Genomic DNA, 19,228 nt, shown 5'->3' on the forward strand with positions numbered 1-19,228 from the left:
ATGGCATATTCAGAATTGAATGCACCGATGAGAACGATCATGACACCAGGCCCGGTCGAAGTGGACCCGCGTGTCTTAAGGGCGATGAGCACACCGATATTAGGGCAATTCGATCCTGCATTCACTACTATCATGAATGAAGTGATGGAAATGCTTCGTTTGGTTTTTCAAACGAAAAATAAATGGGCGTTCCCGATAGATGGCACCTCAAGATCGGGTAATGAAGCGATTCTATGCAGCATCATTGAGCCAGGGGATAAGGTTCTGGTTCCTATATTCGGAAGATTCGGTCACTTGTTGGTGGAAATTTGTGAGCGATACGGAGCTGAAGTCCATACGATGGAATGTCCTTGGGGAGAGGTGTTCGAACCGCAAGCTGTCATCGCGGAAATCAAGAAGGTCTCCCCTAAAATTACAGCGATCGTCCATGGGGAAACTTCCACTGGTTGTATGCAGCCTTTGAAGGAAATCGGGTTGGCCTGCCGTGAATTGGGTGTCCTGCTTGTGGTGGATGCGGTTGCCTCCATCGGGGGCACCGATGTAAAGGTGGATGAATGGTGTATTGATGGATTGATAGGCGGGACACAAAAGTGCTTGTCCGTTCCTTCGGGTATGGCACCGATTACGTATAACGAGCGAATAGAAGAAATCATCCAGTCCCGCAAAAAGGTGGAACGTGGCATTGCGACGGATGAAGACAACCAAAAGGTTTCGGTCCGCCGTCCGATCACCAGTAATTATTTCGATTTAAGCATGCTGCAGGATTATTGGGGGCCGCGCCGTTTGAATCACCATACAGAAGCGACTTCCATGATTTATGCGTTACGTGAAGGATTGCGTCTTGTGCTTGAAGAAGGTCTGGAAACGCGCTTTGCCCGCCATGAACTTCACGAAGCTGCTCTTGTTGAAGGGATCAAGGCGATGGGGCTAACGTTATTTGGGGATGGGAAAAACAAACTTCCATGTGTAACCTGCATCGAAATTCCAAAAGGAATCGACGGTGAAGCTGTAAGAGCCATGCTGTTGAATGAATTCAGTATCGAGATCGCGTCCTCATTTGGTCCGCTTCACGGAAAAATTTGGAGAATTGGGACCATGGGATTCAGTTGTAGGAAAGAAAACATCCTCTTTGTATTGGCCTCCTTGGAAGCTGTCCTTTTGCGCCAGGGGTTCCAAGTTAACCGGGGAGAGGCTTTGCAGGCTGCACTTGATGTGTATGTGGGAAAGACGGAGAAAGTGCTTGCATCAAGGGAATCTCTTTGATTATAAAAATATATTGGAGGAGTGGTCCGTGTGTCTATATATGATTTTATTATCCGCAATGGATATGTAGTTTTTCCTGATGAAGTGAAGAAAGCTGATCTTGCCATCCAAGATGGGGTGATTGTTAAGGTCGGGGATCGTCTGGATGATAAAGCGGATGTAGAATATGAGGCGGGTGGCCAGCATATCTTTCCTGGTATGATTGATGTCCATGTGCATTTTAGCGAACCTGGCCGCGCACATTGGGAAGGCTTTGAAACAGGATCGCAAATGATGGCAGCGGGAGGCTGCACCACATATTTCGATATGCCGTTGAATGGAATCCCTTCAACCGTAGATCGAAAGGCTCTCCTTGAAAAGGGCAAGATCGGTGAGATGAAGTCAGTTATAGACTTTGGATTATGGGGAGGATTGGTCCCGGGAAATATCAATGATTTAGAGGATCTCGCCAAATCCGGAGTCATTGGATTTAAAGCTTTTCTCTCAGCGACGGGGAATGAAGAGTTTGAGCGAGCGGATGATTTCACCCTTTTACATGGAATGAAGAAAATTGCAGAATTGGGCAAGGTCTTGGCACTTCATGCGGAAAGTGATCCGATCACTCAGTGGTTTAAGCAGGAAAAAGAGCAGAATGGACTATTCAGTGCGAATGATTATGCAGCTACAAGACCTGTGCAAGCGGAAGCGGAGGCTGTGGGGCGTGCCATTACATATGCAGAGTTAACAGGCTGTCCGCTGCACTTTGTCCATATTAGCAGTGCCTTGGCCATCGAAAAAATTCAATCGGCAAAACAAAAGGGGCTGGATGTGACGGTTGAGACGTGTCCGCATTATTTATTATTCAATCAGGATGATTTAATAGAAAAAGGTGCGGTTGCAAAATGTGCTCCCCCGCTAAGGGGAAGAGAAGAACAAGAAAGATTGATTACCTGTTTAATGGAGGGGAAATTCGATATGATTTCTTCCGACCATTCACCATGCCCTTATGAGCTGAAAGATCCTGCCATACATAATATTTTTGAAGCGTGGGGCGGAATAAGCGGGGGGCAATTTTCGCTGCTGTCGATGATAGAATTGGCAGTTTTACACGGTATCCCGCTTCATAAAGTCGCTGAGTGGACAGCTTCAGCCCCGGCAAAAAGGTTCGGTCTCTCTTCTAGGAAAGGACAAATTAAGGAGGGGATGGATGCGGACCTTGCTATCGTTTCCCTTAATGGGACGCATGAAGTTTCGGAATCGAATTTTTTTGCGAAACATAAGCATAGCGTTTATATGGGCCATATCTTTCCTTGCCAAATCACGGGTACCATTAATAAAGGGAAAATAGTTTATCAGACTGATGTAATAAGTGAAGGGGAGCGTGGGGAGTGGTTAAAAGTGATAGATTCCAGTATTACGGTCAATAACTAGGGAGAAGGCTTTGCAAAAAAAAGGTTCGGGGCAATTGAATTCATTATAAGGGAGGGGGATTCCGAATCGGGAATCCCCCCTTTTTATCAGCTCTGCGTATGTATCATATGTAAATCAAGGGGAAAAGAAACCGGACAAGTGGATTGCTTGTCCGGTTTCAAACGTTACTTTTCAACTTTGTCGACGAAATATTGATTTTTCCTGAATACCATCGCTTCCATGGTAGCGATCAATTCCCTTTCATTTAACACGTCTATTTTATACCATGCCAGTTTATGGTTTTTCTTTATCTCTTTCGCTCTAGCGGTTAAAGTCTCACCACGTTTGCCAGCTGATAAGAAGTTGATGTTATTTGAAACGCCAACCGCTATTTTGCCATATGAATTGCTGGCTGCTGCGAACACATAATCAGCAAGTGAAAAGATAATGGCACCGTGAACCGTTCCATGTGCATTGAGCATATGGTCACTTGGAGTCAATTCTGCTTCCGCTGTGCCGGGACCGAGTTTCGTCAATCTCATCCCGAGAAAAGAAGCATATGGTTCGTCGACCAGTACTTGTTTGATTTGGTCATAATGCAATTCGTGAATATCCTGATCTAAATGTGTGGTCATGGAAATCCCCCTTTTTTAATGGTCTTTTGCTGAACTTATCCCATATCCGGTGTTAGATTTGAACAGTACTTCAGGAAAACTGTTTTCCTCATCTTTTGTCTTTGACAAGATTGTACCTAAGTAGGCTCCAATAAAGCCAAGCGGTACGGTGAAAATGGTCGGGTTACTCATCGTGAAGAGGGGATTGCCTGTGAAAATACCCATTCCAGGTTCCGGGTTCCATACATTGGGACTGAGCATGACCAGTATGATGGAACTGAGTAACCCGAATAACATTCCTGTGATCGCTCCGGTTGCGTTGAAGCGTTTCCAATATATTGTGCAAAGGATGATCGGTAAATTGGCACTTGCAGCAATTCCAAGCGCAAGGACTGAAAGAAAAGCGACATTCATTGATTGTGCAAATAAAGCGAGTAAAATTGAAATGACAGCTACGCCGACTGAAGCCATTCGGGCGACGAGTATTTGCTGTTTTTCCGTAATCTTTCCTTCCTTGATGATTTCACCGTATATATCATGTGCAAAAGCGGATGCCGACGTTAAAACAAGACCGGATACAACCGCTAAAATCGTGGCAAATGCCACAGCAGAAACGAATGCGAATAAAAATTCACCGCCCATGGTTAATGCAAGAAGGGGCGCGGCCATGTTTCCAGCCGAGTTTGCAGCGACGATCCGCTCAAAACCGACGAAAGATGCAGCACCGAAACCAAGGAAAATCGTCATGATGAAAAATATCCCTATAAACCATGTGGAATATACGACGGATTTCCTTGCGGTAGCTGCGTCCTTTACTGTAAAGAAGCGGACGAGTAAATGCGGAAGGCCTGCTGCTCCAAGGACAAGCGACATATTAAATGAAATCATGTCGAGTCCATCGGTGTATTTATTTCCAGGATTCAAAAATTCCTTTCCGAGTGGTGTTGCAGTTTGGACATGATGGAACATCTCTGAAATGTTGAAATTAAAACGGGAAAATACGATGAACGTCAGCACAGCGGAACCGCCTAGTAAGAGAACCGCTTTGGTGATCTGCACCCAGCTTGTCGCTCTCATCCCGCCGAAAATTACATAAATCGTCATCAGTACACCGACAAGTAGGACGGATAGCCAATAATCGATGCCGAGCAGCAGTTTAATTAATCCCCCTGCACCAACAAGTTGTGCAATCATGTAAAAGATTGAAATGACAAGTGTATTGGCGGCAGCTATCCCTCGCACTTTTTTTGATTTGAAGCGTGCTGAAATCATGTCTGCCAGCGTAAACTTACCTAGATTGCGAAGTGGTTCCGACACAAGGTACAATAAGACAAGAAAGGCAACAAGGTTCCCGATGCTCATGTAAAAGCCATCGAAACCAATCAGTGCGATTGCACCTGTAATTCCCAGGAAAGAAGCGGCTGACATAAAGTCACCTGCTACGGCCAATCCGTTTTGCCATGCTGTCAATCCGCCGCCGGCAGTATAAAAGTCACTGGCATTTTTCGTTTTCTTAGAAGAGTAATAGGTTATTGTAAGCGTTAACAAAATGATGCCCAAAAATAGTGTGAGGGATAAAATGCTCATTCGCCAAGCTCCTTCTCATATTTTTTTAAGATATTTTTAGCCAGTTTGTCGTACTTCGCCGCTTTTTTGATATAGACAATTCCTCCTAACCATACGACGGCAAATTGGAGAAGTGCATATACCCACGCCCAAGTAATATTAAAAAATGCTTCACCTTTCAATACTTCACTATAAGCAGCTAAAATAGGCAGAACAAAATAAAAAGTAAGAAAGAAGAGAGTGACAGGTACTATGAAAGCTTTTTTCTTTTGAAGCAAATACTTGAATTCTTCCGTTTCAATTAATTGACGATACTTATTTCCGCTGTCATGACCTGATGGTGAATGCCCAGTTTTAGCTGTTGATTCCATAATAAGCCCCCTTTTTGTTGTAGTACGTTTTTAAAACGAATGTTTGATAAAATGATATATCATTGTTAAAATTAACATAGTCTGAAAATTTAGTAAATTAATATTTTTGTTTGTTCGGTCATTTTTCTGAATTAAAAAACATTATTGACAACGTAGAAATGACGTATTAATCTTGAAATAAATCATAACAATAATTTAATCTCCGTTTTATTATCGTTATGTATGTCAGGTGGGACAATAGTAAAATTGAGGGGGACTGAAACAATGTACAATCAGGAAATTGAAACGGCTTCGCGTGCTGAAATGGAAAGTTTACAATTGGCTCGCCTAAAAAAAACGATAAGCCATGTATATGAAAATGTACCTTATTACAGAGAAAAATTTAGGGAGATGGGCCTGGGACCAGAAGATATACAAACCCTAAACGATGTAATAAAGCTTCCCTTTACAAAAAAACAGACTCTTCGTGATCAGTATCCATTCGGTTTATTCGCCGTTCCGATGGAGGATGTCACACGAATTCATGGTTCATCCGGAACAAGCGGAAAGCCTACAATTGTCGGGTATACGAAAAATGATTTGGAAAACTGGGCAACAATCGTCGCACGTGGAATTGTAGCAGCAGGAGGTCGCAAGTCAGATATTTTCCATAACGCATATGGATATGGTCTGTTTACAGGGGGCCTTGGTTTGCATTGCGGTGCAGAAAAGCTAGGAGTTGCGACAGTGCCCATTTCAGGGGGGAATACCGATCGGCAGATTACCATCATCAATGATTTTAAACCGCGCGGTATTTGTGGAACCCCTACTTATATTTTGAATATCGCCGAAAAGATGGAAGAGATGGGAATTAATCCTGCAGATAATGGGCTTGAGTATGGGATTTTCGGAGCTGAGCCATGGTCAGAGGAAATGAGGGCAACACTTGAGAGAAAACTGAATTTGAAAGCCATTGATATTTACGGACTAAGTGAAATCATGGGGCCCGGAGTCGCAATAGAATGCCATGAAGCACAGGATGGATTGCATATCGCAGAAGACCATTTTCTTGTCGAGGTCATTAACCCGGACACGCTTGAACCAGTGGAGGACGGCGAAGATGGGGAACTTGTCTTTACCAGCCTTACAAAGGAAGCGCTGCCAATCATTCGTTATCGGACGGGTGATATCGCCTCAATTACCCATGAACCGTGTAAATGCGGGCGGACCACAACTAGAATGTCCCGTGTTAAAGGCAGAACGGATGATATGATAATAGTCAGGGGAGTGAATGTATTTCCTTCTGAAATTGAGCGTGTATTATTCCAAATGGAGGGAATTGTGCCTCATTATCAGATTCATCTCGTTAAGAAGGGGAAAATGGACGGTGTTGAACTGCATATTGAAATTGAAAGCGGTTTCTATAGGGAGATTGAAGAAGACTTAACGCATGGGAATGTAGAGATATTAAGGAAAACGATTCAGCATCATTTGAAATCCGCATGTCTTGTAACGATGGATGTTGTTGTCAACATTCCAAAAAGCATACCACGTTCAGAAGGAAAAGCCATTCGTGTCGTTGATAAGCGGAAGGATGAAGTCATTAGTTTATAATTCCGTGCTCATGAACATAATTCTGACGTTCAGTATTTGACTGCTTATGTACCGATTGAAATACGTGAAGCAAAAGAACTCGAACAAGTGGTTTGAAAACGCGATACATAAAGTGGATGCATTCGTGGTTAACCATGGTTCCATCTCTTAATGGAAGCGGAGATGGAACCAATCATGAAATAGAGAAGGAGGAGGGCATCTTGGCTAAATATACAGTTGTTGATCAAGAAACTTGCATTGCTTGCGGCGCCGCTGCCCCGGAAATCTTTGATTACAATGATGAGGGGGTGGCATTTGTCATCCTGGATGAAAATGAAGGAACTGCAGAGGTCGCGGAAGATTTGTTTGATGATCTGGATGATGCAATGGAAGGCTGCCCAACAGATTCAATTAAAGTTGAAACTTCGCCCTTTAAAGTTTTAGTGGATTAAAAGATTCGTGAAATCCCCTGATAATTTCCTTTTATTATGAAAAAAGACAGAATAGTCTTGCATTGAATATAACAATAAAATATAATAACGTTATATAAACGTTATATTATAAAAAGAGGTGATTTGGATGAACGTTCTTTTAAATGATATGGCAGGAGAAGAAAAGCTCAATCAATTCATTGCCAGAATCGAAGCAGGAGAAAAGATAGAAGCGGATGATTGGATGCCGGAAGAATACCGGGGCACTTTAATCAAGTTAATATCGATGCATGGAATCAGTGAAATCATGGGGGCTCTTCCAGAAAAGGAATGGGTGCCTAAAGCCCCGACCTTAAATAGAAAACTTGGAATCATGGCAAAGGTGCAGGATGAAATGGGGCATGGGCAATTATTACTTCGGGTAGCCGAGGATTTGCTAAAGCCGTATGGAAAAAAACGGGATGACCTAATGCAAGATTTGTTTAAAGGAGATTTAAAGTTTCATAATGTTTTCCATATGGAAGCCAAATCCTGGGGCGATGCTGGATTGATTGGCTGGCTGGTTGATGGTGCGGCCATCATTTCCCAGACGAACATGCTTGGCGCCTCATACGGACCTTATGCCCGGGCGTTACAAAGGATTTGCGCGGAAGAAGTTTTTCACGCCCAACATGGTGAAACGATAATCATGGCTTTGGCTGAAGGGACGGAAGAACAAAGGAAATTGGTTCAAGACTCCATCGATTATTGGTGGGAATCTTTATTACTTTTCTTTGGACCTCCCAGCAAGAATGAAGTGGGTACATCCAAACAGGATATAACGATTAAGTACAGAATCAGAACCAGTACGAATGAAGAGCTTCGACAAGCCTTTTTTTCTAAATATGTGAAGCGGATCCTTTCACTCGGTTTTAGAATTCCCGATGAAACGCTTAGGTTTGATAAAGCATCTGAATCCTGGATTTACAAACAACCCGATTGGGGGAAATTGAAGGTGTTCGCAAGGAATGAAGGCCCCCGTTCGCAGGATCGCTTAAGCCTTCGAAGAATTTCTTATGAAAATAATAAATGGGTACGTGAGGCATTGGCGCCAAAGGTCATCTAATGGAGGGGGGAAGGACGATATGGAAACTAAACAAGGAAATTACTTTGAAGAATTTGAAGTATTCAGCCGTAAAACGCAATCATCACCCGTTCAATACCACTTCAGCCTGCTGGCCCCAAATGAGGATATCGCCATCATGATGGCGCAAGAAAACTTCATGAGACGTGAAGCGGTTGATGATATCTGGGTCGTAAAAAGACAGAATATACGGAAAATGACGGTCGAGGAAAAGAAAACGCTTCAACGTATTGATAATAAAGATTACAGGACCACAAAAGGATACGGGTATTTAAAAAAAAAATGGCGGAAGTATGAGCAGGGAATGCTCGATGAAAAAGAGATAATGTCTTGGGGTGGAGGTGTAAAAAATGAGGAATGAATCATTGAAGGACATCGCAATCAAGGAATTGCTGCTTCAACTGGCGGACGATGACTTCATCCATTCATACCGTGGTGCAGAATGGCTTGGACTCGCACCGCATATCGAAGAAGATGTTGCATCCGCTTCGATTTCTCAAGACACGATGGGGCATGCAGCCATATATTATAAATTGCTGGATGAACTCGGTGAAGGCGATGCAGATAAATTGGCTCACGACCGTCCTGCCAAGGAACGGCGCAATGCGATCATTCTCGAATTGGTCAATGGTCCTGGTTACTATTTGAAAGACCCGGAATATGATTGGGCGTTTGCGGTAGTGCGGAATTATTTTTATACCCAAGCCAAAGCGATTAAGGTTCAATCCCTTCATTCATGTTCATATGAACCGCTTGCTGAGGTGGCACAAAAGGTACAGATGGAACTTTACTATCATTTGATGCACTGGAAAACATGGTTCGTCCAATTGCTGGGATCTGGTCACTTGGAAGCGGTTTCGAGAATGAAAGCGGCGATTGGGAAAACAATGCCGGATTTTGCCGGCGTATTTTCACTTGGACAATATGGAGAGGAAATGGTGGAGCTTGGCTTGATAGAAGGCGAAGCTGACTTACAGAAAAAATGGATTGAGGCTATCACCCCAATTTTTGAAAGTGTAGGCTTAGCAACAACTATTGAAATAGGCATGGCAAGAGGTGATGGTCGTAATGGCCAGCATACGGAAGATTTGGAAAAGGCGCTAGAAACGTTAAGTGAAGTGTACGCAACCGATAAAGCAGCTTCATGGTGAATCAATGGAAAGGGGAGGGGTACCATGTCGACCATACAGTTAAACACAGAAGAAATTTATAAGCTCCTGGAAGACGTTAAAGATCCCGAAATCGATACAGTAAGTATCCTGGATTTGGGGATGGTTGAAGACGTGACGGTTTCGGGCCAGGACGTTTCGGTAAAAATGCTGCCAACTTTTCTTGGGTGCCCGGCATTGTCGATCATCCAAAAAAATGTGGAAACAGCCCTTCGAGAGCTGCCTGCCGTAAGAAATGTAAATGTGGAATTTTTACGTTCCCCTTCGTGGACATCCGATCGAATTACGGAAAAAGGGAAAGCTGGATTGAAGGTTTTCGGAATCTCCCCTCCTCCTCGACAAATGAAAAGTGATGGATCATGGCATGTGGATTGCCCGTATTGTGAATCAACTTATGTCACGATGGAAAATATATTCGGCCCAACGGCTTGCCGCAGCATTTTATACTGCAAATCGTGTAAAAATCCGTTCGAAGCGATGAAACCGATGATAAAAATGATCTAATAAAATGGAGGTTTTCTAAAATGGTAAAACTAATCGCCCTTTATAAACAACCTGAAAACAAGGAAGAATTCGATGAGCACTACTTCAATGTACATGGTCCGATAACGGAAAAAATTCCTGGTCTTCAAAAAATGGAGGTCACTAAAATAGTCGGGACACCAATGGGCAAAGACTCTGAGTATCACATTCTATGTGAAATGTATTATGAAGACCATGATGCACTGCAAAAAGGAATGCGTTCTCCGGAAGGCAAAGCATCAGGGAAAGACTTAATGGGCTTTGCGGGGAAACTTGTAACGATGATGATCGGCGAAGAAATAAAATGAATGCGCTTCAATTCATTGAAACGTCAATCGAGGACGGCATTGGTTATATCTTTTTAAATCGGCCGAAGCAATTGAATGCGCTTAACAGGAAAATGGTCAGGGAAATCGTTTCATCCATGGAGGCATTCGACCTCGACCCACAAGTGAAGGTGATTTTGCTGACGGGCAATGGAAAAGCATTTTCTGCTGGAGCTGATATTGACGAAATGGCTAACGACAATCCAATTAATCTGGAGTTAACGAACCAATTTGCCGATTGGGATCGAATTAGCCTAGTTAAGAAGCCTGTGATTGGTGCGGTGAAAAGTTTTGTATTCGGTGGTGGTTTTGAACTTGCTTTATCCTGCGATTTCTTGATTGCCGCCAGCGACACCCAGTTTTCCTTTCCGGAAGTGACTCTTGGAGTCATGCCTGGTGCAGGCGGAACGCAGAGGCTGACGAAATTGGTAGGCAAAATGAAGGCGCTTGAATGGATATTGTCGGCTGAAAGGATCAATGCTAAGACAGCTTTGCAATACGGTTTCATCAATAAGATCGTTGCTCCTGAATTGTTAATGGAAGAATCGATTGATTTTGCTAGAAAGATAGCAAAGCAACCTCCGTTAGCTGTAAGGCTGATTAAAGAATCCGTCAATAAAGCTGTTGATCTTTCCTTATATGAGGGTATGCAATTTGAACGAAAGAACTTCTATATTCTTTTTGCATCAGAAGACCAAAAAGAAGGAATGAAAGCATTTGTTGAAAAAAGAAAGCCTAAATTCACAGGCGGATAAGGAGTGCTCTATGTTCGAAACGATCACTTATAGGGTTGAAAACGGAGTGGCTTGGCTTACTTTGAACCGTCCTGATAAACTTAATGCCTTTACTTCCCAAATGAATAAAGAAATACAAAAAGCGATCAAAACATCTGCGGGGTCCGATGAAGTGCGGGCCATTATCATCACAGGGGAAGGCAGGGCCTTTTGCTCGGGACAAGATTTATCGGATTTGGATGATAGCATGAATTTAGGTCAATTGCTGCGTGAAAATTACGGTCCAATGATGCAGCAAATAGCAAGCTGTGAAAAACCGATCATCGCAGCGGTCAATGGGGTGGCTGCAGGGGCCGGTTTCAGCCTTGCACTAGCATGCGATTTCCGGCTTGTTTCTGAAAAAGCCAGTTTTATAAATGCCTTTGTCAATATCGGATTGATTCCTGATTCAGGAAATCTGTATTACCTTTCGCGGATTGTCGGTCATGCGAAAGCCTTGGAATTATCATTATTAGGGGAAAAGGTTACGGCTAGCGAGGCGGAAAATATCGGGATCGCTACAAAAGTGATCAGTGTGGAAGCATGGGACGAGGAATTGAAAGCCTTTGCAGAGAATCTCGCAAACAAACCAACGAAAGCAATCGGCTTAATCAAAAGATACTTAGAGGCATCCTATCACCTTTCATTGGAAGAATACTTAAAAGAAGAAGCGGAGGGTCAGCGGATCGCTGGCTTAACGAAGGATTATGCAGAAGGTGTGGCAGCATTCATTGAAAAAAGGAAGGCTCAATTCATAGGCAAGTAATATAGAAAAGGGAGTGGGAGTACATGGTAAGAGTTCAAGAGTCAGCATTTGAAAAGGCGGAAACGAAACGTGATTATTACCACCTGATCATTAATGGAGAAAGAGTGGAAAGCTCTAATGGATCCACGATTGATGCGTACAATCCTGCGACTGGTGAAATCATTGCCAAGGTTGCAAAAGCCACTAAGGAAGATGCAGAAAGAGCTGTTCAAGCTGCTCGTGAAGCATTTGATAATGGTAAATGGAAGAAAACTCCGATCAATAAACGGTCTCGTGTATTGAACAAAATTGCTGCAATCATGCGTTCACGCTTCAATGAATTGGTTGAATTGGAAGTCCTGAACAGCGGCAAATCCATTTCTGCAGCGCAAGGCCAAGTCATGCAGGCAATTGAAGATTTCGAGTTTTATGCAGGCGCTTTAGTTGCACACCGCGGATCTGTCAATAATGTTCCTGGTCAATTCCATAACTATACGGAAAAAGAGCCAGTAGGTGTTTGTGCTCAAATCATCCCTTGGAATTATCCTATGATGATGGCAGCGTGGAAAATTGCACCTGCAATCGCAGTTGGCTGTTCAGTCATTGTCAAGCCAGCTTCGTTAACGCCGCTGACTGCCATTGTATTAGGGGAAATCTGTTTAGAAGCTGGTGTTCCTTCAGGCGTGGTCAATATCATTCCAGGGCCTGGATCGGACGTAGGGAATTATCTTGTCGAGCATCCGAAAGTGAATAAGGTGGCCTTCACGGGCTCTACGCCAATTGGCAGGGATCTCATGGGCAAAGCATCACAGACATTAAAAAGGGTGACATTGGAGCTTGGCGGTAAGTCACCTAATATTGTCTTCGAAGATGCGGACCTTGAAGCAGCTATCGATGGATCATTATATGGCATTTTCTACAATACTGGACAGTCTTGCGAAGCTAGATCCCGTTTATACGTTCACGAAGACATATATGATGAGTTCGTTGCCAGATTCGTAGAAAAAACGAAAAAATTGAAATTGGGCAATCCTCTCGACAAAGAAACACACGTCGGTGCAGTCATAGATCAAGGGCAATTGGATGTAATCGACAATTATGTACAATCTGCCATTACTGACGGAGCGAAAATCCTGACAGGAGGGAAGCCAGCGGTAATTGAAGGTTTCGAAAACGGTTATTGGTATGAGCCGACGGTGATAGCGAATGTCAATCATGAAATGGATGTAGTGAAAGAGGAAATATTCGGACCGGTTGTTGTCATAATGAAATTCAAAGATGAAAAAGAAGCTGTGAGACTCGCAAATGATACGGAATTCGGTTTAGGTTCAGCTCTATGGACAAAAGATGGCGGGCGTGCGACTAGAGTGGCCAATCAAATAGAAGCGGGAATCGTCATGGTAAATTGCCCATTCTCCGCATTTCCTGGAACACCTTTCGGAGGGTATAAACAGTCAGGATTCGGCCGGGAACTTTGTATTGAGACACTTGATCTTTATACAGAAACGAAAAGCATCATTTCCTATCATGGAAGCCGTCCCTTAAATCCCTTTGGAATTTAATAAAACATAAAATAGGCGGCTGGCTGAACGGTATGTCGGAAAAGTAATTCAGGTATGGATGAATGCTGATCTGGTTCATCGTAGCCAGCCCCTATTTATTTTTGAAGGAGGAATGAACGAATGATTAGAAATTTAGTGGTTGTCGGATCTGGTGTCATGGGCAGGGGAATAGCTTATGTAGGAGCCACAGGCGGCTTTAATGTAGTACTGGTGGGTGTGAATCAGGATGCTTTGGAAAGTGCAAGAAAAGAGATTGATTCCATTTTTGAGAAGGGTGTGCGCTACCAAAAAATCACCCAGGAAGAAGCGGCAGCCGCAAAAAGCAGATTTTCCTATTCTTCCAATTTGAAAGAATCAGCAGCATATGCCGACTTGATCATAGAGGCAGTTCCGGAAAAGGCGGAAATTAAGAGGGCAGTCTTCGAAACGATTGAAGTCCATGCAAAAGAAGACTGTTACTTTGCAACCAATACTTCCACGATGAGCCCTACGGAAATTGGTTCTTATGGAAAGCGTCCCGAAAGAACGATTGCCATGCATTTTTTCAATCCTGTACAAAAGATGCCACTCGTTGAAATTGTACGTGGTCTAGAAACCAGCGATGAAACGGCAGCCTTAATAAAAGAGGTAGCCGGAAAAATGGGAAAAGAAACCGTGGTCATAAATGAATTCCCTGGGTTTGTTACCAGCAGGATCAGCTGTTTGGTAGGTAATGAAGCGTTCTATATGCTTCAAGAAGGTTTAGGAACACCAGAAGAAATCGATAAGGCAATAAAGTTAGGGCTGAATTACCCAATGGGACCATTTGAGCTAGGTGATTTGGTGGGATTGGATGCCCGTTTGAATAATTTAAAATACTTACATAGTAAACTTGGTGAGAAATACCGCCCGGCCCCGCTCCTTGAACAGTATGTTAAAGCTGGCAGGCTCGGCAGAAAGTCAGGTAAAGGTGTGTACGATTATACAAAAGATGGCGAGCTGGTGAGGAAATGAAGGATGTTGTGATTATCGATGCTGTGAGAACACCAATCGGAAGATATAAAGGCGCTTTGAAAAGCGTTCGCCCGGATGACCTCGGTGCAATTGTAATCAAGGCGCTGACCGATCGCAATCCAGAGCTGCCGCCAGATCAAATTGAAGATGTCATCTTCGGAAATGCAAATCAAGCAGGAGAGGATAATCGCGATGTGGCCAGGATGTCCGCCCTTTTAGCTGGTCTTCCGGTGAACGTGGCTGGAACGACAATAAATCGTTTGTGTGGATCAGGACTGGATGCCGTCATGTATGCTGCACGCTCCATTGCTGTAGGTGAAGGCGATATTTATATCGCAGGCGGTACCGAAAGCATGACAAGGGCGCCGTACGTCATGGCCAAACCTGAGAGTGAATTTCCGCGGGGTTCAATGGAGCTTCAGGATACAACGATCGGATGGCGCTTCACGAATGAGAAACTTAAAGAAATGTATGGCACGGATTCGATGCCTCAAACGGCTGAAAACGTTGCCCGGCGTTTTTCGGTTTCAAGGGAGGACCAAGATCAATTCGCGTATCAAAGCCAGCAAAAAGCGAAAAAAGCAGTGGAAAATGAGCGTTTCATTAATGAAATCGTACCTGTTCGATATACGGATCGTAAAGGGAATGAAGTCATTGTCGAGAAGGATGAACACCCTCGTCCTGACACGACCATCGAAAAGTTGGAAAAACTCAAACCGATCTTTAAAGACGGCACTATAACGGCCGGTAATGCTTCAGGTGTAAATGATGGAGCCTCGGCATTACTTTTGATGAGTGCAGAAAAGGCACGGGAGCTTGGATTGAAACCTCTGGCCAAATATGTTGTAGGGGCGGTAGCGGGCTTAGAACCGTCCATTATGGGCCTTGGCCCGATTCATGCCACTAAAAAAGCATTGGAGAGGGCAAGCTTGACCATTGAAGACATCGGGCTAGTGGAATTGAATGAAGCATTCGCTTCCCAATCCTTGGAGTGCATCCGCCAATTGAAATTGGATCAGGAGAAAGTGAATGTCAACGGCGGGGCAATAGCGTTTGGCCATCCGCTCGGTGCAAGCGGGGCGCGTATTTTAACAACGCTCGTCCACGAAATGAAAAAGCGGAATGTCCGCTATGGTCTTGCGACGATGTGTGTAGGCGTTGGCCAAGGCATTTCAGCCATTATAGAAAATATTGAAAAAGATTGATGGTGGGGCCGGCCCTTATTAGATTTATCTGCATAAGGGTCATTTTTTTTAAGGGGGAGGAGACTCATGTCCAAGGTTATATATAAAGTGATAAATCAAATCGGCTATGTAACAGTGAATCGGCCCGACGTATTGAACTGCTTCGACTATGAGACACTTTGTGAACTGCAGGAAGTCATCGATGCAGTTTATTATGACGGCGATATCCGTGTCGTCATTTTCACCGGTGCAGGGGAAAAGGCCTTCAGTGCGGGAGCGGATTTGAAAGAAAGGAAGTCTTTGAATGATGCGGAAGTAAGAAGGAACGTTAAAGCGATTCGCGATGTTTTTAATAGTATCGCAGGGCTTCCGCAGCCAACGATAGCTGCCGTCAATGGATATGCATTGGGGGGAGGATTTGAATGGCTGCTTTCATGTGACTTTGCAATTGCTGCCGAAGGTGTTTCTTTGGGGCTCACAGAAACTAGCTGGGCCATTATTCCTGGGGCAGGCGGTACACAGCGGCTGCCGAGATTGATTGGGGAAATGAAAGCGAAGGAATTGATCTTCACCGCTAAAAAACTGACTGCAGAAGAGGCATGTCAATTAGGGATCCTTTTGAGGGTCGTGCCAAGGGATCAACTTATGTCAGCCTGTGAGGAATTGGCAGCCAATATCATGAAAAATGGGCCGATTGCAGTCAAACAAGCCAAATATGCGATTGATCAAGGACTGAATACGGACTTGCAAACCGGAATGGCCATAGAGGGAAAGGCCTATGAATTGACCATCCCTACTCAAGACAGATTGGAAGCGCTCCTAGCATTTAGTGAACGGAGAAAAGCACGATTTACTGGTGAATAATATTGCGCTTTCTTTTTAAAAAGATATAATAATTATTATGTCTTCCGTGTGAAAATAGTAACAATGTAAGGGCGAGGTGAGAAAGATAGGTACTAACACTCAATCCATGATTTTTACGATATACGGCGATTATATCCGTAACTATGGAAATAAAATCTGGATAGGCAGTTTAATTCGTTTATTGAAGGAATTCGGTCATAATGAGCAGGGTGTACGTGTAGCCGTTTCACGAATGGTCAAGCAAGGATGGATTCAGTCAGAGAAGCAGGGAAATAAAAGCTATTACTTTTTGACTGATCGCGGTGTGCAGAGAATGGATGAAGCGGCCAATCGCATATATAAGATGAAACCGAATGAATGGGACGGTAAATGGCGTATCTTAATGTACACGATCCCTGAAGATAAGCGGCAATTACGGGATGATCTCCGTAAAGAATTATTATGGAGCGGGTTTGGCAGTTTTTCAAGTGGTTGCTGGATTTCCCCTAATGATTTGGAGAAACAAATCAATCGCTTGATAGAGAAATATGACATCAATGAATATGTTGATTTTTTCATATCGGAGTACAAAGGTCCAAAAGAAAACCAATCGCTTGTAGAGAAAAGCTGGCATTTGGAAGAGATTGAAAATAAATATGAAGAATTCATCGAGAAATACAGCAAACAATTCATCGTTCATCAAAGCATCATTAACAGGGGCGAAATGTCCGATGCCGATTGTTTTGTGGAACGAACGAACTTGGTGCATGAATACCGTAAGTTTTTATTTATCGATCCGGGCCTGCCAAAGGAACTTCTGCCTTCAAAGTGGAATGGGAATCATGCTGCTCTTTTATTTAGCCAGTATTATCAAGTCTTGGCTGAACCAGCAAGCCGTTTCTTTGAAAGCGTATTTCAGGAAAATAATGATTTATGCCGGAAAGACGAAACCTATGATGCCAAGGATCATCCACTTATCATTAAGTGAAAAAGAGCTTCAGCCAGTCGCTAATGACGACTTGCAGAAGCTCTTTTCACATTATCATTTTCGACTTCTGCAATAGTTAATCAAGTATCCCTTTGAAGTCTTTCCCTTTTTGAACATATGTATCGATAGAAAGTTGGATCAATTCAAGATCTTTATTATTCAATCTGCGGACCACTTTCCCCGGGGAACCAATAACCAGTGAACGTGGGGGTATGATTTTGCCAGAGGAAATCAATGTGTTCGCTCCGATGATGCACTCTTCGCCGATCTCTACATTATCCAATATCGTTGAACCCATTCCAATAATGGATCGTTTGCCTATTTTACAGCCATGCAGGATAACATTGTGACCAACCGTCACTTCGTCTTCAATGACAACCGGGCATCCTTCAAATAAATGAATGGTCGAGTTATCTTGTATACTGCATTTTTCACCTATTGTAATTGAATCTTCATCACCGCGGAGTACGGCATTAAACCAAATGGTAGAGTCTTTCCCAATCGCAATATCACCGATTAAATGAGCGCCAGGTGCCACGAAAACAGTATCATCAATGGATGGTTTTTTATTATTATACGGTATAATCATAGTCTCGCTCCTTTTGAAAAGTCAGAATTGTTTTTCTAATGAATATAGTATAACATTAAATTGACAGGGAGGGATGAAAGTGAAATATATTTGTGAACTTTTTGCGATAAAATATCCTATTATACAAGGCGGCATGGGGAATATAAGCAATGCAAGTCTTGCAGCTGCAGTATCCAATGCAGGGGGACTTGGGACAATAGGGTGCGGTACCATGAATCCTGAACAGGTAGAAGCAATCATTCTCGAAACCAAAGATAAAACCAATAACAATTTTGCGTTGAACATTCCAATAAACGTTAGTCCATATACTGATGAGTTAGTGAATCTTGTCCTGAAGCATGATATACCTGTAGTTTCCTTATCTGCAGGAAATCCTGCCCCTTTCATTCCATTATTTCAAAAAAAGAATGTAAAAGTGATCGCCATCGTTGCGTCGGTCAAGCACGCGCAAAAAGCGCAAGCTGCAGGGGCTGATGTGTTGGTCGCAGAAGGGTTTGAAGCTGCCGGCATCAATTCGAACCTGGAAATGACGACCTTTACACTCATTCCGCAAATCAGCAAGCATGTGACGCTTCCAGTTTTGGCAGCTGGCGGAATAGGCAATGGGCAGGGTTTGGCAGCTGCATTGATGCTGGGGGCTTCAGGAGTCCAATTAGGAACCAGGCTGATCGCTACACAAGAAGCGCCGTTCCATCCGTCATATAAGCAGAAACTAATCGAAGCGATGGGCAATGATACGGTAATTTTGGGAAGAACATTTGGCCAGGTCAGAAGAGTATTGAAGGACCCATATACCGAGAAGGTCCTGGGTTTGGAAAAACAGGGACTGTCTCCTGTGAATTATCGTGAAATGACCTCTGAAGTCTATCATATTAATGGGGCGATGAACGGGGATGTTAACAATGGATTCATGAACAGCGGCCAGGTAGCCGGATTGATTGACGATATACCCACTGTTAAGGAATTACTTGATGGCATGATGAAAGATGCGAAAAAACAAATGGAGGATGGATTGAGCAGGCTCTCTGCCCCTTTTATGATTTGAGAGCGGAGGGGTCCATCTTGTCATTAGTTCATGGGTTTATTCCTTGGTAAACTACCGAAAGCTTGAGGTAAATTCGTCCTCAAGCTTTTTTCATTTCTGGACCATCTGAAATTATATGATCATTCTTCATACAATCTGAAATCTTATGTGAATAGCCCGA

21 protein-coding genes are annotated in these 19,228 nt (G+C 43.4%); 17 read left to right on the forward strand and 4 right to left on the reverse strand.

All coding sequences use genetic code 11. From position 1 onward, the window contains the following. On the forward strand, positions 1 to 1,263 hold the full coding sequence (locus tag AC3ISB_RS05250; protein WP_141993042.1) for a pyridoxal-phosphate-dependent aminotransferase family protein: 1,263 nt from the start codon (positions 1 to 3) through the stop codon (positions 1,261 to 1,263). A gap of 30 nt (positions 1,264 to 1,293) precedes the next feature. Then, positions 1,294 to 2,673 (forward strand): allantoinase, encoded by a 1,380-nt coding sequence (locus tag AC3ISB_RS05255; RefSeq protein WP_141993043.1) that lies wholly within the window; start codon positions 1,294 to 1,296, stop codon positions 2,671 to 2,673. A gap of 164 nt (positions 2,674 to 2,837) precedes the next feature. Here AC3ISB_RS05255 and AC3ISB_RS05260 read toward each other — a convergent pair whose 3' ends face one another. Genes AC3ISB_RS05260 through AC3ISB_RS05270 form a run of 3 tightly spaced genes read right to left on the reverse strand, consistent with a single transcriptional unit; the run spans position 2,838 to position 5,203 of the window. Continuing rightward, on the reverse strand, positions 2,838 to 3,287 hold the full coding sequence (locus tag AC3ISB_RS05260; protein WP_098372592.1) for a PaaI family thioesterase: 450 nt from the start codon (positions 3,285 to 3,287) through the stop codon (positions 2,838 to 2,840). 15 nt (positions 3,288 to 3,302) lie between these two features. Next, positions 3,303 to 4,853, reverse strand: a complete 1,551-nt coding sequence (locus tag AC3ISB_RS05265; RefSeq protein ID WP_098372591.1) for a solute symporter family protein — start codon at positions 4,851 to 4,853, stop codon at positions 3,303 to 3,305. Continuing rightward, complete coding sequence (locus AC3ISB_RS05270; RefSeq protein ID WP_141993045.1) at positions 4,850 to 5,203, reverse strand: DUF485 domain-containing protein; 354 nt, start codon at positions 5,201 to 5,203, stop codon at positions 4,850 to 4,852. The genes AC3ISB_RS05265 and AC3ISB_RS05270 overlap by 4 nt, the downstream gene beginning before the upstream one ends. A 264-nt stretch (positions 5,204 to 5,467) precedes the next feature. Here AC3ISB_RS05270 and AC3ISB_RS05275 point away from each other — a divergent pair, with 264 nt between their 5' ends. The 14 genes from AC3ISB_RS05275 to paaX all read left to right on the forward strand — a co-directional run bounded on the left by AC3ISB_RS05275 (position 5,468) and on the right by paaX (position 17,434). Further along, the gene (locus tag AC3ISB_RS05275; RefSeq protein WP_489275749.1) at positions 5,468 to 6,796 is read left to right on the forward strand and encodes a phenylacetate--CoA ligase family protein; all 1,329 of its coding nucleotides are present in this window, start codon (positions 5,468 to 5,470) and stop codon (positions 6,794 to 6,796) included. Between the two features lie 200 nt (positions 6,797 to 6,996). Further along, positions 6,997 to 7,227, forward strand: a complete 231-nt coding sequence (locus AC3ISB_RS05280) for a ferredoxin (RefSeq protein WP_489275751.1) — start codon at positions 6,997 to 6,999, stop codon at positions 7,225 to 7,227. 127 nt (positions 7,228 to 7,354) lie between these two features. After that, positions 7,355 to 8,311, forward strand: a complete 957-nt coding sequence (gene paaA, locus AC3ISB_RS05285) for a 1,2-phenylacetyl-CoA epoxidase subunit PaaA (protein WP_489275752.1) — start codon at positions 7,355 to 7,357, stop codon at positions 8,309 to 8,311. A gap of 19 nt (positions 8,312 to 8,330) precedes the next feature. Then, on the forward strand, positions 8,331 to 8,690 hold the full coding sequence (paaB, locus tag AC3ISB_RS05290; RefSeq protein ID WP_489275754.1) for a 1,2-phenylacetyl-CoA epoxidase subunit PaaB: 360 nt from the start codon (positions 8,331 to 8,333) through the stop codon (positions 8,688 to 8,690). Next, complete coding sequence (paaC, locus tag AC3ISB_RS05295; RefSeq protein ID WP_144526852.1) at positions 8,680 to 9,480, forward strand: 1,2-phenylacetyl-CoA epoxidase subunit PaaC; 801 nt, start codon at positions 8,680 to 8,682, stop codon at positions 9,478 to 9,480. Before paaB ends, paaC begins: the two co-directional genes overlap by 11 nt. 24 nt (positions 9,481 to 9,504) lie before the next feature. After that, positions 9,505 to 10,002: a 1,2-phenylacetyl-CoA epoxidase subunit PaaD gene (paaD, locus tag AC3ISB_RS05300; RefSeq protein ID WP_098372585.1), complete on the forward strand. Its 498-nt coding sequence runs from the start codon at positions 9,505 to 9,507 to the stop codon at positions 10,000 to 10,002. Positions 10,003 to 10,022: 20 nt separating this feature from the next. After that, on the forward strand, positions 10,023 to 10,328 hold the full coding sequence (locus tag AC3ISB_RS05305) for an EthD family reductase (RefSeq protein WP_098372584.1): 306 nt from the start codon (positions 10,023 to 10,025) through the stop codon (positions 10,326 to 10,328). Next, positions 10,325 to 11,101 carry an enoyl-CoA hydratase/isomerase family protein gene (locus AC3ISB_RS05310; protein ID WP_098372583.1) on the forward strand — a complete coding sequence of 259 codons (777 nt, stop codon included), beginning with the start codon at positions 10,325 to 10,327 and terminating at the stop codon, positions 11,099 to 11,101. The genes AC3ISB_RS05305 and AC3ISB_RS05310 overlap by 4 nt, the downstream gene beginning before the upstream one ends. A 10-nt stretch (positions 11,102 to 11,111) precedes the next feature. Continuing rightward, positions 11,112 to 11,885, forward strand: coding sequence for an enoyl-CoA hydratase-related protein (locus AC3ISB_RS05315; protein ID WP_489275758.1), 774 nt, complete (start codon positions 11,112 to 11,114; stop codon positions 11,883 to 11,885). A gap of 23 nt (positions 11,886 to 11,908) precedes the next feature. Continuing rightward, on the forward strand, positions 11,909 to 13,426 hold the full coding sequence (locus AC3ISB_RS05320) for an aldehyde dehydrogenase family protein (protein WP_141993052.1): 1,518 nt from the start codon (positions 11,909 to 11,911) through the stop codon (positions 13,424 to 13,426). Between the two features lie 120 nt (positions 13,427 to 13,546). After that, entirely contained in the window at positions 13,547 to 14,419 is an 873-nt protein-coding gene (locus AC3ISB_RS05325; protein WP_489275760.1) for a 3-hydroxyacyl-CoA dehydrogenase, read from the forward strand. After that, positions 14,416 to 15,624 (forward strand): acetyl-CoA C-acyltransferase, encoded by a 1,209-nt coding sequence (locus tag AC3ISB_RS05330; RefSeq protein WP_141993053.1) that lies wholly within the window; start codon positions 14,416 to 14,418, stop codon positions 15,622 to 15,624. The genes AC3ISB_RS05325 and AC3ISB_RS05330 overlap by 4 nt, the downstream gene beginning before the upstream one ends. 66 nt (positions 15,625 to 15,690) lie before the next feature. Further along, positions 15,691 to 16,467, forward strand: a complete 777-nt coding sequence (locus AC3ISB_RS05335) for an enoyl-CoA hydratase-related protein (RefSeq protein WP_141993054.1) — start codon at positions 15,691 to 15,693, stop codon at positions 16,465 to 16,467. A gap of 85 nt (positions 16,468 to 16,552) precedes the next feature. Then, positions 16,553 to 17,434: a phenylacetic acid degradation operon negative regulatory protein PaaX gene (paaX, locus tag AC3ISB_RS05340; protein ID WP_098372643.1), complete on the forward strand. Its 882-nt coding sequence runs from the start codon at positions 16,553 to 16,555 to the stop codon at positions 17,432 to 17,434. Positions 17,435 to 17,510: 76 nt separating this feature from the next. Here paaX and AC3ISB_RS05345 read toward each other — a convergent pair whose 3' ends face one another. Further along, positions 17,511 to 18,023, reverse strand: coding sequence for a gamma carbonic anhydrase family protein (locus AC3ISB_RS05345; protein ID WP_098372577.1), 513 nt, complete (start codon positions 18,021 to 18,023; stop codon positions 17,511 to 17,513). A gap of 79 nt (positions 18,024 to 18,102) precedes the next feature. Between AC3ISB_RS05345 and AC3ISB_RS05350 the strand changes: the two genes are divergently transcribed. Continuing rightward, the gene (locus AC3ISB_RS05350) at positions 18,103 to 19,068 is read left to right on the forward strand and encodes an NAD(P)H-dependent flavin oxidoreductase (protein ID WP_489275762.1); all 966 of its coding nucleotides are present in this window, start codon (positions 18,103 to 18,105) and stop codon (positions 19,066 to 19,068) included. Positions 19,069 to 19,228 lie beyond the last annotated feature (160 nt).

The sequence above is a fragment of the Peribacillus sp. GL_122 genome (assembly GCF_057835005.1).